Below are 15,007 nucleotides of genomic sequence, written 5' to 3'. Positions count from 1 at the left end.
TCACGCCGCGTGACCGCCCGTCACCCGGCGGCCTGCTCGACCACCCGCGCCCAGCGCTCCAGCAGGGCCTGGGCGCCGTCCATGTCGGGGGCCTCGGCCCACAGGTCCGTGACGGGCTCGGTGGCGGCGGGCAGCACCAGCACCCAGCTCCCGTCGTCGCGGGCCACCCGCACCCCGTCGGTGGTGTCGATGCGGTAGCCCTCGGGCTCGTTCTCGGCGGCCTCCAGGACCGAGCGCATGACCGAGCCCTTGGCCGCCCACGGGGTCGGCACCGTGCGGCGCAGCAGCCTGACCTCGGGGATGCGGGCGTCGATCTGGCTGAGCGAGAGCCGGGTGCGGGCCACCAGCCCGAGCAGGCGCATGAACGCGGCCAGCCCGTCGATGGCCGGGCTGAACTCGGGCACCACGAACCCGCCGCGCCCGTCCGCCGCGAAGATCATGTCGGGGCCGGCGGCGGCCGCGGTGAGCGCGTCCAGCGAGGTGGAGGTCCACTGCACCTGCACGCCGTGGAAGCGGCAGACCTGCTCGGCCACGCGGGTCGTGGTGACCGGCAGCGCCACCTGGCCGCCGCGGCGCTCGGCGGCGACCAGGTCGAGCACGACGAGCAGGGCGCGTTCCTCGTTGATGAGCTGGCCCATCTCGTCGACCAGGGCGATGCGCTCGCCGACCGGGTCGAAGCGCACCCCGAAGGCCGCCCGCGAGGAGCTGACCAGCTCCGACAGGCGTTGCAGGTCGCGGCGGCGCTCGGCCAGCGTCTCGGTGGGCGAGACGTCGTCGAGGCGGGCGTTGACGGTGAGCACGTCCACGCCGACCCGGCCGAGCAGGGTGGGCAGCACCAGCGAGGAGGTGCCGCCCGCGCAGTCCACGACGACCTTCATGTCCCGGACGTCGCCGACGCCGACGTGGCGCAGCAGCTCGTGGGTGTAGTCCTCGATGGCGCGGGCGGGGTGCGCCAGCTCGGCGATCTCGCCGGGGAAGGCGCGGCGGAACTCCTGGCGGGAGAAGACCCGCTCCAGCTTGCGCTGCGCGCCGGGGGCGAGGTCGGCGCCGCGGCCGTCCATGATGACGATGTCCACGCTCTGCGGGTCGCCGGGCGTGGTGCGGAGCGCGATGCCGCCGGCCGCGCCCTCGCGGCCGGTGTGGAAGCGGGCCACCGGCAGCGGGGCCGCCTCCAGGTCCAGGACGTTGATCGCCCCGGCCGTCAGGGCGCCGTTGACGGCCCGCTTGAGGGCGCGGGCGGCGAGCGAGCAGTCGCGGGCGGTGACGACGTACTCGCCCTTCTTCAGGGTGGTGGCGTAGGCGCTGGCCAGGCGCACGCACAGCTCGGCGGTGATCTCGACGTTGACCAGGCCGCTGACCCCGCGCGGGCCGAACAGGCTGCGCTGGCCGCGCGACTCCCAGATGACGCTGGTGTTGACGACCGCGCCGGCCTCGATGGTCTTGAACGGGTAGACCTTGACGCCGCTGGAGACGTAGGCCTCGGACTCGATGACGCACTCGTCGCCGATGACCGCGTTCTCCTCGATGCGAGCCCCGGCCATGACGTCCGTACTCTTGCCGATCACGCAGCCGCGCAGGTGGGCGGCGGGGCCGAGGTAGACGTTGTCGTGCACGATCGCGCGGTGCAGGAAGGCGCCCTCGCGCACCACGACGTTGCTGCCGAGCACGGTGTACTCGCGCAGCTCGGCGCCCGCCTCGACCTTGGCGTAGTCGCCGATGAGCAAGGGGCCCTTCAGCACGGCGTCGGGGTCCACCGAGGCCGACTCGGCCACCCAGACGCCGGGTGAGAGCTCGAAGCCGCCGATGTCCAGGCCGACCTTGCCGGACAGGGCGTCGGCCTGGGCCTTGAGGTAGCTGTCGTGGGTGCCTACGTCCTCCCAGTAGCCGTCGGCGACGTAGCCGTAGATGGCGGCGCCGCGCTCCAGCAGGGCGGGGAAGACGTCGCCGGACCAGTCGACGGGCTCGCCGGGCGCGACGGCGTCGAGGACCTCGGGCTCCATGACGTAGACGCCGGTGTTGACGGTGTCGGAGAAGACCTGGCCCCAGGTGGGCTTCTCCAGGAAGCGCTGCACGCGGCCGCTCTCGTCGACGATGATGATCCCGAATTCGAGCGGGTTGGGAACGCGTTTCAGGCCGATGGTGATAAGCGCGGAATTTTCCCGATGAAATCGGATCATGTCGGATAAATCGATATCCGTCAGGGCGTCTCCGGAGATCACCAGGAAGCGGTCGTCGCGCAGCCGGTCGGCGGCGTTCTTGACGCTGCCGGCGGTGCCGAGCGGCACGTCCTCGGTGGCGTACTGCAGGTGCATGCCCAGCTCGTCGCCGTCGCCGAAGTAGTTGCGCACCAGCGCCGCGAGGAACTGCACCGTGACCACCGTCTCGGTGATGCCGTGCCGCTTGAGCAGGCGCAGGACGTGCTCCATGATCGGGCGGTTGACCACCGGGAGGAGGGGCTTGGGCTGGTTGGCGGTCATGGGTCGCAGCCGAGTGCCCTCCCCGCCCGCCATGACGACCGCCTTCACCCGTTCACTCCTTCTTGGCCGAGGTTACGAGCCGGCGCACCTGGATCACGTACAGCGCCCCCGCCCACCAGTACAGGCCCGTCCCCCAGAGGGCGAAGGCCCAGCCGACAATTCGGGCTATATCGGCATACCACCCGGAGTGGGAGGCAAGGAAGAGGAGGGGGAAGGCGTACATCAGGTTGAACATCGCGGCTTTGCCCAGGAAATGCACCTGAAGTGCCCGGTAGCCGTGCCTGCGGAGTACGGGGATGAAACTCGCGACGAAGAGTTCCCGCCCCAGGATGATCGCCACCAGCCACCACGGGATGACCCCGCGCAGCAGCAGCGCCAGGATCGTGGCGAAGACGTAGAGCTTGTCGGCCGCCGGGTCGATGAGCCGGCCGAGCCTGCTCGTCTGGTTGAAGGCGCGGGCGATCTTTCCGTCGAGCCAGTCGGTGAAACCGGCGAAGGCGAGCACCGCGATGGCCCACCCGTCCGCCTTCGGCCCGAGAACCAGCCACAGGAACACCGGCACGCCGAGAAGGCGCAGGAAGCTCAGCAGGTTGGGAACCGTCCAGATCCGGTTCTCGGCGGAAGTTTCGCTCACGCAGGAGACCCTACTGCGTGGAGCTCCTGCGCAGCGGGTCAGGCCCGGCCCGGCCTGAGCGGCCGCTCAGGTGCGCAGGAAGGAGTGGGTGCGGCCGATCCCGGCGAAGCCCAGCCGGGCGTAGAAGTCCTTCGGCCAGTCGCCGTCGTCGGCCACCAGGAAGATCAGCTCGGCGCCGGCCGCCTCGGCCAGCAGCGCGGTCATCAGGGCGCGGGCGTGGCCCCTGCCGCGGTGCTCCTCGGCGGTGAAGACGTTCTCGATCTGGGCGACGCCGCCGTGGACGTAGAGCTCGGCGCGGGCCGCGATCGCGCCGCCGGGCGTGCGCACGGCGCGGAAGGCGACCAGGTCGGCCCCGGCCGGACGGTTCTCGACGCGCCTGGCCAGCGTCTCGATCACGTCGTCGCCGGCGTCGGGCAGCGTGCGGCGCCAGTCGCGGCGCAGCACCTCCAGCAGCTCGTCCGCGGCCAGCGGCTCGGCCGCGGGCGGATCGGCGGGCGGATCGGCGGGCGGATCGGCGGGCAGGGCGCCGCGGAAGGCCATCACGAGGTTGACGTCGTGGGCGTAGCCGGCCTGGGCGAAGACCGGCGCGAACCGCTGGCCGAGGCGGTCGTCGTCGACCGTCACCAGCCGGTGGGCGCGGCCGGCCAGCGCCTCGTCGGCGGCCCGCAGCACCTCCCCGGGCTCGGCGGGCTCCCAGATCAGCAGGCAGTTGTCGTCGTGGGAGCCGGGGTAGCGCTCGTCGAGCACGGCCACCCCGCCGGGCACGGGCACCTCGCGCGGCGCCTTGCGGCGGGCGAAGCCGCGCATGAAGGCGAGCGCCCGCTCCAGGTCGGCCGCGGCGCTCTCGCGCCGGACGGCGGGCAGGTGCGCGAAGTCGTCCATCACGCGCGCCCCGGACGGCAGCGGGGACGGCAGCGGGGACGGCGGCAGGAACGACGGCGGGGACGGCTGCGGGGGTGCTCGTCAGGCGGCACCGCGGACCGCCTTGAGGAACGCCTCGATGAGGGCCGGGTCCTTGACGCCGGGCGCGGACTCCACGCCGCTGGAGACGTCGACCCCCCACGGGCCGGCGGCGGCGATCGCCTCGGCCACGTTGCCGGGCGCGAGGCCGCCGGCCAGCAGCCAGCGGCCCGAGGGCCGGCCGCGCACGGCCGCCCAGTCCCACGGCTGCCCGGAGCCGGCGTGCGGGGCGTCGACCAGGAGCAGGTCCTCGTCGTAGGCGCCGCAGCGCAGGTCGGCGGTGGAGTCGACGGCCCGCAGCAGGGTGACCCCGAGGTCCTTCAGCGCGACGAAGTCGGCGTGCGGGTGGCGGCCGTGGAGCTGCACGGCCCGCACCCCGGAGGCCAGCGCCGCGGCCCGGACCGTCTCTGGGTCCTCGCCGCGGAAGACGCCGACGGTCAGGACGTGCGCCGGCACCAGGGCGGCGAGCTCGGCGGCCCGCCCGGGGCTCACCCGGCGGGTGCTGCGGGTCATGACGAACCCGACGGCGTCGGCCCCGGCCTCGACGGCGGCGGCCACGTGGGCGGGCTCGCTCAGGCCGCAGATCTTGACGTACACACCGTAGACACTAGCGGCGCCGGGCGGCCGCCGGTGACCAGGACCAGACCAGCAGCGCGGCGATCAGCCCGAACAGCAGCACGCCGTTGGGGACGTGCGCCCCCAGGGCCTCCCAGGTGAAGTGCTGGGCCATGCCGACGATCAGCAGCGCCAGGCTGGCCAGGGCGGGCCAGCCCGCGCCGCGGCCCGGCCGCCACACGAGCACGGCGAGCACGAGCTGCACCAGGGCCACGAGGTGGACCACCATCCCGGCCATGACGTGGGTCTCGGCCAGCGGCTGCGACTGCACCGCCTGCCCGGCGAACGAGGCGGCCACCAGCAGCGCGGCGGCCTGGGCGATGATCGCCACGCGCAGCGCGTACAGCAGGCCGGCCGGGACCTGCCGGGTGGCTGCGGGGCTGCTCATGACCGCGGTTCTGTCCATGGTGGGAGAGGTCCTTTCCTGGATCGGTGAGTGACCTCGATGGTGGCCGCGCGCCGTGCCGGGCGTCGTCAGCCGCCGGGATGAGAGCCGGTCCGCCCCGGGGCGGAGCCGGTCACGGGCCGCGGCGGACAGGACGGAAGGAGGCGTCCACGAGGCCGGCGCGGTGCGCGACCACGGCGGCCTGGATGCGGTTGCGCAGCCCCAGCTTGTCCATGGCGGCGCCGATGTGGGTCTTGACCGTGGTGACGCCGACGTGCAGCTCCTCGGCGATCTCGGCGTTGGACAGGCCGGTGCCGACCAGCGCGAGCACCTCCAGCTCGCGCTCGGTGAGCCCGGCCGGCGGCGGCGCGGCGGCCTGCTCCTCGGCGGCGAGGAACCGCTCGACGACGCGGCGCAGCACCGACGGCGCGAGCAGCTGCTCCCCCGCCGCGGCCCGGCGCACGGCGTCGACCATGCGCTCCGGCTCGTCGTCCTTGACCAGGAACCCGACCGCCCCGGCGCGGAGGGCCGCGTAGACGTTGGCGTCCTCGGCGAACGTGGTGAGCACGACGATCCTGGCGCCCGGCCGGGCGGCCAGCACCCGCCTGATCGCCTCCAGGCCGTCCACGCGGGGCATGCGCAGGTCCATGAGGATCACGTCGGGCAGGTGCCGCTCGGCCAGGCGCACCGCCTCGGCGCCGTCCTCGGCCTCCCCCACGACCTCCATGTCGCCCGTGGCCTGCAGCAGCATGCGCACGCCCGCGCGGACGAGCGCCTGGTCGTCGGCCACCAGCACGCGGATCACGCGCCGCCCCGCGCGGGCAGGCTGGCGGCCAGCAGCCAGCCGCCCTCGCCGTCGGGGCCGGCGCTGAGGGTGCCGCCGAGCGCGCGCACCCGCTCGCGCATGCCGGCCAGGCCGCGGCCGGAGGAGGGCAGGCGTTCGATGGCGGTGGGCGGGCGGCCGTTGCGGATCTCCACCGACAGCCCCTCTCCTGCGGGGGCGACGGTGACGCGGACCCGGGTGCCTGGGCCGGCGTGTTTGAGCACGTTCGTGAGTCCTTCCTGGACGATGCGGGCCGCGCTGGCGCGGGCGGTGAGCGGGGCGTGGTCGGTGGCCGGGTCGAGGTCGAGGTCGACGACGAGCCCGGCGGCGGCCATGCGTTCGGCCGACTCGCGGACGACGTCGCCGGGGTCGGCCAGCAGGTGGGGCTCGCGCCCGGGCTCGCGCAGCAGGTCGAGCAGGTCGCGCAGGTCCTGGAGCACCTGGTGGCCGGTCTCACGGATGTCGGAGAGCGCGTCGGCGACGGGGCCGTCGGGGGCGGCGTAGCGGGCGGCGCCGGCCCGCAGCACCATGGCGCCGACGTGGTGGGCGACGATGTCGTGCACGTCGCGGGCGATGCGCTCGCGCTCGGCGAGCTGGTCGGCCCGCACCTGGGCGACGGCGGCGCGGGCCGCCTCCTCGGCGCGCCGCCGCTCGGCCGCGGCGGCGGCCTGCCGCATGCCGAGGTAGCGGCCGATCGCGATGGGCGTGGCGACCAGCGTCATGAGCACGCCGACGCGGAAGGGCGTGACCTCGGTGCCGTCGCCGACGACGGCGATGGCGGTCAGCAGGCAGCCGGCGAGGTAGGCGAGCACCGTCCAGGCCCAGGACTCCACCCGCATGGCGAACACGCCGACGGCGATCAGCGTGAGGATCACGCAGGTGTTGACGGCGTCGTTGAGATAGGTGTCGGCGCACACCAGCAGCACGGCCTGGCCCAGGAAGACCAGGCCGGGCAGTCGCCGGGCCACGCCCAGCGACAGGCCGCCGACCACGGCCAGCAGGCCGACCATCCAGACGGGCTGGCTGCCGGAGTGCCAGGTGGTCCAGGTGCTGAGCACGCTGATGGCGACGCCGGCGGCGGCCAGCAGCGCGTCGGGCGTGACGTCGCACTCCTCCAGCCGGCCGGCCGAGCTGCGCAGGTACGCGCCGAGCACGGCGGGAAAGACCGGCAGCAGGACGGAGTACATCCAGGTGTTGGCCGTGAACGCGATGCCGGGGTCGGCGATGTTGACCGCGGTCGCGGCGATGGTGACGGCCACCGTGACGGCGGTGGCGCGCCGCCCGGCGCGGAAGCCGGTCACGCCGAGCGCGACGCAGACGAGGATCTGCACCGTGTTGGAGGTGAACGAGCCGAGCTGGTCGGTGACGACGAGCAGCAGGGCGAGGTAGAGGGTGACGGGCACCGGCCGGTGCCGGACGAGGCCCATGGGCAGGCCCGCCAGCAGCCCCATCGGGATGTTCGCCGCCGCGGGGAGGAAGCGGGTGTCGCCCGCGTGGGCCGTGGTGACCAGGTCGAGTGCCACTCCCGAGACCGCCAGCAGGACATCCAGCGGCACACCGCGCCAACGCATGCACTCACGCTATCGGCCCAGCGTGGCGGGCTGCTCCTCCGGTCGGAGGAGGCCGCCTCCTCCTACTGGCCGCAGGTGCGTCCGGTGGGCGGAGCGGACAGAACGGATCTCGGCCCTAATTTCGACGCATGTCCCACGACACCGCACTTTTTCTCGGCCAGTTCCTGCGCTCCCCCGCCGTGATCGGAGCGGTCGCCCCCAGCTCGCGCCGGCTGGCCGCCGCCGTGTGCGCGCCGATCCCGGAGCGCGGCGAGCCCGTCGTCGTCGAGCTGGGACCGGGCACGGGGCCGTTCACCGCGGAGATCCAGCAGCGGCTGGCCGGGCGCGGCCACCACCTGGCGGTGGAGCTGAACGAGCCGATGGCGCGGCTGCTGGCCGGCCGGTACCCGGCCGTGGACGTGGCGCACGCGGACGCCTCGCGGCTCGGCGAGCTGCTGCGCGAGCGCGGGCTGCGGCAGGCGGACGTCGTGGTCAGCGGCCTGCCGTGGGCGGCCTTCCCCGACGGGTTGCAGCGGGACCTGCTGGGGGCGGTGACGGCGGCCATGGCTCAGGGCGCCGCGTTCACCACGTTCTCCTACATCCACGCCATCCCGCTCAGCTCGGCACGGCGCTTCCGCGCGCTGCTGGCGGAGCGGTTCGAGGAGGTCGTGCCGGGCCGCACCGTGTGGCGCAACGCTCCCCCGGCGTTCGTCTTCCACGCCCGCAGGCCGCGGGTGTGAGGTGCGGGGAGGGGGCGAGGGCGCACCCGTGACGGAGGAGGCTCTGGCTCAACCACCTCACGCCCAGGTGCGTCACCCGCGCATCGCCCGGGAGCCGATCGGCCCTGCCTGCCCATCTCCTCGCGGATCACGCTCGGGCCCCATGCGTGTCCGCGACGGGCGGGCCCGCCGGCAGGGTCGTACGGCGCCGTCCCGGCCCCGGCGGGCGGGTGCGCGGGGCGTCATCGCCTCGGCGGCCCGAGTCCCCCCGGTGGCCGCCTGCGCGTACACGAACCCCTCCTTCTCGTACCGCGCGCGGCAGGCTGCCGCGCCGGTCGCCATCTTCCCGGCCCGTCCGCGGGGCTGCGTTCTCGGCCTCGCCGGGCGGATCCGTGTCATGATCTGCGCCTACCCGGAGGGCGGGCAAGCACACGCGCCGGTTCAGCCGAACGCCGGAGGCCGCTTCTCGCGCAGCGCCCGGACGCCCTCGGCGACGTCGGGACCGGTGAAACCGAGGAACTCCATCGCCAGCGAGGCGTCGAAGGACGGCCCGGCCATCCGCAGCCAGTTGTTGAGCGCGTACTTGGTGAGCCGGATCGCCTCCTGCGCGCCGGCGGCCAGCCGGACGGCGACCTCCAGCGCCTTGTCGTGCACCTCGTCGTCGTCGACGCAGAGACTGACCAGCCCCATGCGCTCGGCCTGCTCGCCGGTGACCGGCTCGCACAGCAGCAGGTGGTACTTGGCCTTGGCCAGGCCGCACAGCAGCGGCCAGACGATGGCGGCGTGGTCGCCGGCCGCGACGCCGAGGCGGGTGTGGCCGTCGATGATGCGGGCGGTGCGGCCGGCGACGGAGACGTCGGCGAGCAGCGCCACCGCCAGCCCCGCGCCGACGGCCGGCCCCTGAATGGCCGAGACGACCGGCTTGGCGCAGTTGAGGACGTTGTAGACGATGTCGCGGGCCTCGGCGAACACCCGCAGCCGGGTGGCGTGGTCGGCCATCATCTCCTCGATCATCGACAGGTCGCCGCCCGCGGAGAACGCCCGGCCCTCGCCCCTGACCAGGATCGACCGCACGCTGTCGTCGCGGTCGGCGTCGCGCCAGATCTCGCCCAGCTCGCGGTGGGCGACGGCGTCGACGGCGTTGAGGCGGGCCGGCTCGCTGATCGTGACGCGCAGCACGCCGTCGGCGGGGCTGTCGAGACGCAGCTTCTCGTACTTGTCGTAATGGCCGTTCTTCAAGTCGTCTCCCTCACGGCGTCCCCCTCACAGGGCTTCCTTCAGGCGGGCGGCCAGGTAGTCGCGGGCCTCGGCGCCCTGGTCGAACAGGCCGGGCAGCGCGGTGAAGCCGTGCAGGGCGCCGTCCCAGCGGCGGCACTCGACCGGCACGCCGGCCTCCTCCAGGCGGCGGGCGTACGCCTCGCCCTCGTCGCGCACCACGTCGTACTCGGCGGTGACGACGGTGGCGGGCGGCAGGCCGGCGGCGTCGGGCAGCCGCAGCGGCGACAGGCGGGGGTCGGCGGGATCGGCGCCGGGAGCGTACGTGTCCAGCAGCCAGGCCAGCTCGGCGGCGGGCAGCGCGTACCCCTTGGCGTAGTCGCGGTGGCTGGGCAGCTCCATCGCGGCGTCGAGGACGGGGCAGGCGAGCGCCTGGTGGGCCAGGCGCAGGCCGGCGTCGCGCGCCTGCCAGGCGGCGACGGCCGCGAGGTTGCCGCCCGCGCCCTCGCCGGCCACGGCCACGCTGCCGTTGCTCTGGTAGAAGGCGGGCCGGGCGAAGATGTCGCGCACGACGGTCCAGGCGTCGTCGGCGGCGGCGGGGAACGGGTGCTCGGGCGCGAGCCGGTAGCCGGCCGACACCACCACCGCGCCGGTGCGCACGGCCAGGAAGCGGCCCATCGCGTCGGAGCGCTTGACCGAGCCCCGGACGAAGCCGCCGTCGTGGAAGTAGACCACGACCGGCAGCAGGGCGTCGCCCGGGTCGGCCCGGTAGATGCGGATCGGCACCTCTTCGGCCACCTCGTCCCGGACGAAGGGCAGCGTGGTCAGCGGGCCGCGGTGCAGCGCGTACCTGTCGGGGGCCGCGCGCATGCTCAGGATGTCAGCCGGCGTCATCGGACCCCTGGCCGAGCCGGGGCCGGCGCCCTCGTCGGACCCGGCGGTGGCGAGGAACTCCCGCGCCTGGGGGTGCAGCGGCATGATCGCAGCCTAGCGGGCCGCCTCCATGAACGCATCGAAGAGCCGCCCGTCCTCGCCGCGCTCGGGGTGCCACTGCACGCCGACGCCGAAGCGGTGGCCCTGCAGCTCGACGGCCTCGACGATCTGGTCCTCGGCCCAGGCCACGGCCAGCAGCCCGGTGCCGAGGCGGCGGACGGACTGGTGGTGCGGCGCGACCACCTCCACCCGGTCGCCGATCGCCTTGCCGAGCCTGCTGGTCACGCTGACCTGGATCGTGTGGGCGCCGGGCGCGGCGTGGCGGTCGCTGTCGAGCGCGGCGGGCAGCCACGGGATCAGGGTGCCGCCCTGGGCCACGTTCAGCACGTGCATGCCGCGGGCGACGGCGAGGACGGGCACGTCGGCGCGGACGGCGGCGCGCGCCAGGGCCAGCTCGAAGCGGTCGCGGTGGGGCTGCGGGCCGGGCACCCGGGCGTCCTGCTCGCCCTGGTACGACTCGGCGCCCAGCTCGACGCCGCCGGCCAGCACCAGGCCGTTCAGCCCCCGTACGTAGTCCTCGACGGCGTGCGGGCCGACGGGCGGCAGGACCACGGGGGCGCCGCCCGCCCGGACCACCGCCTTGGCGTAGGAGGGCGGCGACAGGACCGCCTCCCTGACCCAGTCGCCCCAGCGGGCGGCCTCGTAGTAGGCGGTGATGCCGATCAGCGGTCGGGACATGCGCTCTCTCCCGGGGGGCAGGGTGGAGTCGTGCCGCCGCCGGGCCCGTCCGCGCCGACGGCTTGACTGCCCATCATGGCCTAACGGCTTTCCGCTATGGCACCTCTCCGAAAGATCCCACCACATCGGACTTCGGCCGTTCGCCCTCTTCACCGGGGGTTGTCAGGTGACGGGCCGTATGCCCGCCCGTCAGTAGGCGGGCATACGGGCGGAGGTCTCCGAGATGATCTGGGCGAGGACGGGCACGGCGGCCGGCCGGGTGTCGACGAGCTCGTCCAGGCGGGCCCGCCACGCCCCTGCCTCGCCGTAGAACACCTCCTCGTCGGCCTGGAGCCGCAGCCGCGTCTCGCAGAGCTCGAGCTGGTACATGAGGCCGAGGTAGTGCCCGACCGCCTCGCTCAGCCACCAGTAGGCGTCCGTGGCGGCCGCGTACACGAAGGCCAGGGCGCCTTCCCAGGCCACTCGCCGGGGATGGAAGGCTGGCATGGCCGGATGGTACGCCCGATCCGGCAATTTCGCGAATATAACTTTTATTCACGTTAATTGCCGAAAAAAGAAATGCGAATGCGGCGAAATTCGCACCGTATTACGGCGAAACGGTGGTGACGGGTCAGGCGTGATGTAAGACTCCTTTCCGAGCGCGCGGGAGCCGGGGCTGGCCGCGCCGCTCACCACCCGGAGCCGTCAGGGAGGTGGAACGACGAGGACCGGAACACCGCTCCGGTCCGGCGAAGTGGGGTTGCGTACATGTCGTTGAATCCGCGCCTGGTCAAGGAGAGTTTCTCCGTCGTCGAGCCGCACGCAGAACGGGCCACCGCCTATTTCTACGGCCGGCTGTTCGCCGAGAGCCCGCATCTGCGGGCGATGTTCCCGCCCGCGATGGACGTCCAGCGCGACCGGCTGTTCAGCGCGCTGACCCGGATCGTCTGGAGCCTCGACAGCCCCGGCGGGCTGTCGGCGTACCTGGAGCAGCTCGGCAGGGACCACCGCAAGTACGGCGTGCTCGCCGAGCACTACACCGCCGTCGGCAACGCCCTGCTGGCCACGGTCCGCCGCTTCGCGGCCGACGTGTGGGACCACGAGATCGAGGCGGCCTGGGTGTCGGCCTACACCGCCGCCGCCAACCTGATGATCGGCGCGGCCGAGGCCGACGCCGGCGTCTCCCCCGCCTGGTGGCCGGCCGAGGTCGTCGGCCACGAGCGGCGCCACCGCGACATCGCCGTCCTCACGCTGCGGCCGGCGCAGCGGCTGCCGTACCTGCCGGGCCAGTACGTCAACGTGCAGACCGCGCGCTGGCCGCGGGTGTGGCGCACGTTCTCCATCGCCAACGCGCCCCGCCTGGACCACACCGTCCGGCTGCACGTGCGCTCGGTGCCCGGCGGATGGGTGTCCACCGCGCTGACCCGGCACACCGCCGTCGGCGACACGGTCATGCTGGGACCGGCCATGGGCACGATGACGCCGCGCGAGCACAGCGCGCGCGACCTGCTGTGCGTGGCGGGCGGCACCGGCCTCGCGCCGCTCAAGGCGATCGTCGAGCACGTCATCGCCTCCGGCCGGCGGCCCAACATCCACCTGCTGTACGGCGCCCGCACCGCCGACCAGCTCTACGACCTGCCCGACCTGCTGCGGATGGCCGCCGCGTTCCCGTGGCTGCGGGTGCTGCCCGTCGTCTCCGGAGACCCGTCCTGGGACGGGATGCGCGGCGAGCTGCCCGAGGTGACCCAGCGCTTCCACTCCTGGGCCGAGCACGACGTGTACGTGTGCGGCCCGTCCTCCATGGTCAACGACACCGTGCGCCGCCTGCAGGCGGGCGGCGTCCCCCTGGCGCGCATCCACCGCGACGTCGCGCACGGCGAGACCTGAGGCGCGCGTGGCCCGCCTGTCCGCATGTGGTCACGGCGAAGTCGCGGGGAAGGCTTGGCGCGGGCCGGGAACGGGCTTACCGTCCAGTTCCCGGGTCCTCCTGACGGACGGAGCGACCGGCTCGGGGAGAACCCGGGACCGGCACCCTTCGTCCCTCTGGAGGCAGGATGCGTCTCCGCCATGCCCTGAACCTGGCCGCCGCGGGCACCCTCGTACTCGCCGCCGCCTCGCTGTCCGCCTCCCTGCCCGCCCCGCCGGCCGGCGCCGAGGCGTTCGGCTACCAGAGCCTCAAGCCGTGGCAGCGGCGCCTGGCCTCGGGCGCGCTGACGGAGGCCCTGGCCGCGCCGGCCGCGGCCCGGCTCGCCCCGTCCGGCTTCCGGGCCTCCGCCCCCGGCTGCGCGGCGCGGCGCGGCGACAACGTCAAGGTCAACGTCAACTGCGCCAACGTCACCGACCCCGACCTGCAGGGGCGCTCCCAGGCGCAGAACGAGACGTGGATCGCGGCCGACCCGTACGACGCCCGCCGGGTCGTGGCCGCCTACAACGACTACCGGCGCGGCGACGGCACGTGCGGCGTGTCGTACTCGCGCGACGGCGGCGACGCCTGGGCCGACGCGACCGTGCCGAACCAGTTCACCCGCGGCACCGCCTTCGGCGGCGCGCCCCGCGAGTACTGGCAGGGCGGCGGCGACCCGTCCGTGGAGTGGGACAGCCGCGGCAACGTGTACCTGACCTGCCTGGCCTTCAACCGGGGCGCCGCGGTCAGCCCGAACCCCGACCAGTCCAGCGGCATCTACGTCTTCCGCTCCACCGGCACCGGCGGCGCGTCGTGGAACTTCACCGGCCGCCCGGTCGCCGAGCACGACGACACGGCGGGCGCCGGCGACTTCCTGCTGGACAAACCGCTCATGGCCGTCGACCACTACGTCTCCAGCCCGTACCGGGACCGGGTGTACGTGACGTGGACGACGTTCGCCGACGACGGCACCGCCTACATCTACGCCGCCCGCTCGCTCGACTACGGCGAGACGTTCGGCGCGCCCGTGCTGGTCAGCGGCGACACGGCGCTGTGCGCCGGCGGCTTCGGCATCCCGGCGCCGCAGGGCCGCTGCACGGTCAACCAGTTCTCGCAGCCGGCCGTGGGCCCCGACGGCGCGCTCTACGTCGTGTGGGCCAACTACAACACCGTCCCCACCGGCGCCGGCGACAACCACCTGCAGATGCTGGTCGCCAGGTCGGCCGACGGCGGGGCGAGCTTCTCGGCCCCGGTCAAGGCGGGCGACTTCTACGACCTGCCGGACTGCGCGACCTACCAGGGCGGCGCGGACCCCGGCCGCTCCTGCGTCCCCGAGAAGGGCGCGACGGCGAACTCCGTCTTCCGGGCCACCAACTACCCCTACATCAGCGTCAACCCGAGGAACGCCGCCCAGGTGACGGTCTCCTACGGCTCCTACGTCAACCGCAACTCGCGCGAGGCGACCGGCTGCGTCCCGGCCGGCTTCACCGGGCCGCTCGGCAACCCGCTCTACACCGGCGTCAAGGGCCCCTGCAACAACGACATCGTGGTGTCGGAGTCCGCGGACGGCGGCGCGAGCTTCGCCGGCGGCGCCACGGACGTGCGCGCCCTGCCGTCGGCCACCGACCGGCCCGCGCAGCGCACCACCGACCAGTTCTGGCACGGCGCGGCCTACACGCCGGCCGGCCGGTTCGTCGTGGGCTACTTCGACCGGCAGTACGGCGACGCGTCCGCGACCGGCTTCTCCGACGTGTCGCTGTCGGCGCGGACCGGCGCCGGGTACGCCACGCAGCGGGTGACCTCCTCCAGCATGCCGCCGCCCACCCAGTTCGGCGGCGTGTTCTACGGCGACTACATCCAGATCACCGCGGGCGCGGGCGGGGTGCTGCCGCTGTGGATGGACACCCGGCAGGCCGCGCTGTTCCTGTGCCCGGGCACCGGCGTCCCCGGCGTGCCGCCGCGCACCTGCACGGCGCCCGCGCCGCAGGCGGACCCGGCCAACGAGCAGGAGGTCTACACGGCGCGGCGGGCGGTGTCCTGATCGGGTGGTTGACAGGTGGCGCGGGACGGTGCCAA

The 15,007-nt window shown here is 74.1% G+C and carries 14 protein-coding genes; 3 read left to right on the top strand and 11 right to left on the bottom strand.

Going from position 1 to position 15,007, the window contains the following annotated elements; all coding sequences use genetic code 11:
• Nucleotides 1-20: 20 nt before the first annotated feature.
• From MF672_RS36605 to MF672_RS36575, 7 genes are all read right to left on the bottom strand, one after another.
• Nucleotides 21-2,525: a mannose-1-phosphate guanyltransferase gene (locus MF672_RS36605; protein WP_242376740.1), complete on the bottom strand. Its 2,505-nt coding sequence runs from the start codon at nt 2,523-2,525 to the stop codon at nt 21-23.
• Between the two features lie 4 nt (nt 2,526-2,529).
• On the bottom strand, nt 2,530-3,111 hold the full coding sequence (gene clsA, locus MF672_RS36600) for a cardiolipin synthase ClsA (protein ID WP_242376738.1): 582 nt from the start codon (nt 3,109-3,111) through the stop codon (nt 2,530-2,532).
• Between the two features lie 66 nt (nt 3,112-3,177).
• On the bottom strand, nt 3,178-3,993 hold the full coding sequence (locus MF672_RS36595; protein WP_242376736.1) for a GNAT family N-acetyltransferase: 816 nt from the start codon (nt 3,991-3,993) through the stop codon (nt 3,178-3,180).
• Between the two features lie 81 nt (nt 3,994-4,074).
• Entirely contained in the window at nt 4,075-4,668 is a 594-nt protein-coding gene (locus tag MF672_RS36590) for a phosphoribosylanthranilate isomerase (protein ID WP_242376734.1), read from the bottom strand.
• A gap of 10 nt (nt 4,669-4,678) precedes the next feature.
• Entirely contained in the window at nt 4,679-5,074 is a 396-nt protein-coding gene (locus tag MF672_RS36585; RefSeq protein WP_242376732.1) for a hypothetical protein, read from the bottom strand.
• Between the two features lie 130 nt (nt 5,075-5,204).
• Complete coding sequence (locus tag MF672_RS36580; RefSeq protein WP_242376731.1) at nt 5,205-5,876, bottom strand: response regulator; 672 nt, start codon at nt 5,874-5,876, stop codon at nt 5,205-5,207.
• Nucleotides 5,873-7,465 carry a sensor histidine kinase gene (locus tag MF672_RS36575; RefSeq protein ID WP_242376730.1) on the bottom strand — a complete coding sequence of 531 codons (1,593 nt, stop codon included), beginning with the start codon at nt 7,463-7,465 and terminating at the stop codon, nt 5,873-5,875. Before MF672_RS36575 ends, MF672_RS36580 begins: the two co-directional genes overlap by 4 nt.
• Nucleotides 7,466-7,593: 128 nt before the next feature.
• Here MF672_RS36575 and MF672_RS36570 point away from each other — a divergent pair, with 128 nt between their 5' ends.
• Nucleotides 7,594-8,184 (top strand): class I SAM-dependent methyltransferase, encoded by a 591-nt coding sequence (locus MF672_RS36570; protein ID WP_242376729.1) that lies wholly within the window; start codon nt 7,594-7,596, stop codon nt 8,182-8,184.
• A 420-nt stretch (nt 8,185-8,604) separates the two neighbouring features.
• Here MF672_RS36570 and MF672_RS36565 read toward each other — a convergent pair whose 3' ends face one another.
• The 4 genes from MF672_RS36565 to MF672_RS36550 form a co-directional block, all read right to left on the bottom strand.
• Nucleotides 8,605-9,402 (bottom strand): enoyl-CoA hydratase/isomerase family protein, encoded by a 798-nt coding sequence (locus tag MF672_RS36565; protein WP_242376728.1) that lies wholly within the window; start codon nt 9,400-9,402, stop codon nt 8,605-8,607.
• A gap of 24 nt (nt 9,403-9,426) precedes the next feature.
• Nucleotides 9,427-10,356, bottom strand: coding sequence for an alpha/beta hydrolase (locus tag MF672_RS36560; protein WP_242376727.1), 930 nt, complete (start codon nt 10,354-10,356; stop codon nt 9,427-9,429).
• A gap of 9 nt (nt 10,357-10,365) precedes the next feature.
• Nucleotides 10,366-11,049 (bottom strand): gamma-glutamyl-gamma-aminobutyrate hydrolase family protein, encoded by a 684-nt coding sequence (locus tag MF672_RS36555; RefSeq protein WP_242376726.1) that lies wholly within the window; start codon nt 11,047-11,049, stop codon nt 10,366-10,368.
• Nucleotides 11,050-11,238: 189 nt separating this feature from the next.
• Complete coding sequence (locus MF672_RS36550; protein ID WP_242376725.1) at nt 11,239-11,535, bottom strand: hypothetical protein; 297 nt, start codon at nt 11,533-11,535, stop codon at nt 11,239-11,241.
• Nucleotides 11,536-11,796: 261 nt separating this feature from the next.
• Between MF672_RS36550 and MF672_RS36545 the strand changes: the two genes are divergently transcribed.
• Together MF672_RS36545 and MF672_RS36540 are read left to right on the top strand one after the other, a co-directional pair.
• Nucleotides 11,797-12,915 (top strand): globin domain-containing protein, encoded by a 1,119-nt coding sequence (locus MF672_RS36545; protein ID WP_242376724.1) that lies wholly within the window; start codon nt 11,797-11,799, stop codon nt 12,913-12,915.
• A gap of 167 nt (nt 12,916-13,082) precedes the next feature.
• Nucleotides 13,083-14,972, top strand: coding sequence for a sialidase family protein (locus tag MF672_RS36540; protein ID WP_242376723.1), 1,890 nt, complete (start codon nt 13,083-13,085; stop codon nt 14,970-14,972).
• Nucleotides 14,973-15,007 lie beyond the last annotated feature (35 nt).

The organism is Actinomadura luzonensis (genome assembly GCF_022664455.2).
Classification (GTDB): Bacteria; Actinomycetota; Actinomycetes; order Streptosporangiales; family Streptosporangiaceae; genus Nonomuraea; species Nonomuraea luzonensis.
The sequence above is the reverse complement of the archived record's forward strand: the minus strand, read 5'-3'. Positions and strand labels throughout refer to the sequence as shown.

Excerpts from the sequence above, each read along its gene's own strand:
- MF672_RS36595 (WP_242376736.1), bottom strand. The coding sequence starts at position 3,993 with ATGGACGACTTCGCGCACCTGCCCGCCGTCCGGCGCGAGAGCGCCGCG.
- MF672_RS36585 (WP_242376732.1), bottom strand. The coding sequence starts at position 5,074 with ATGAGCAGCCCCGCAGCCACCCGGCAGGTCCCGGCCGGCCTGCTGTAC.
- MF672_RS36575 (WP_242376730.1), bottom strand. The coding sequence starts at position 7,465 with ATGCGTTGGCGCGGTGTGCCGCTGGATGTCCTGCTGGCGGTCTCGGGA.
- MF672_RS36570 (WP_242376729.1), top strand. The coding sequence starts at position 7,594 with ATGTCCCACGACACCGCACTTTTTCTCGGCCAGTTCCTGCGCTCCCCC.
- MF672_RS36560 (WP_242376727.1), bottom strand. The coding sequence starts at position 10,356 with ATGCCGCTGCACCCCCAGGCGCGGGAGTTCCTCGCCACCGCCGGGTCC.
- MF672_RS36555 (WP_242376726.1), bottom strand. The coding sequence starts at position 11,049 with ATGTCCCGACCGCTGATCGGCATCACCGCCTACTACGAGGCCGCCCGC.
- MF672_RS36550 (WP_242376725.1), bottom strand. The coding sequence starts at position 11,535 with ATGCCAGCCTTCCATCCCCGGCGAGTGGCCTGGGAAGGCGCCCTGGCC.
- MF672_RS36545 (WP_242376724.1), top strand. The coding sequence starts at position 11,797 with ATGTCGTTGAATCCGCGCCTGGTCAAGGAGAGTTTCTCCGTCGTCGAG.
- MF672_RS36540 (WP_242376723.1), top strand. The coding sequence starts at position 13,083 with ATGCGTCTCCGCCATGCCCTGAACCTGGCCGCCGCGGGCACCCTCGTA.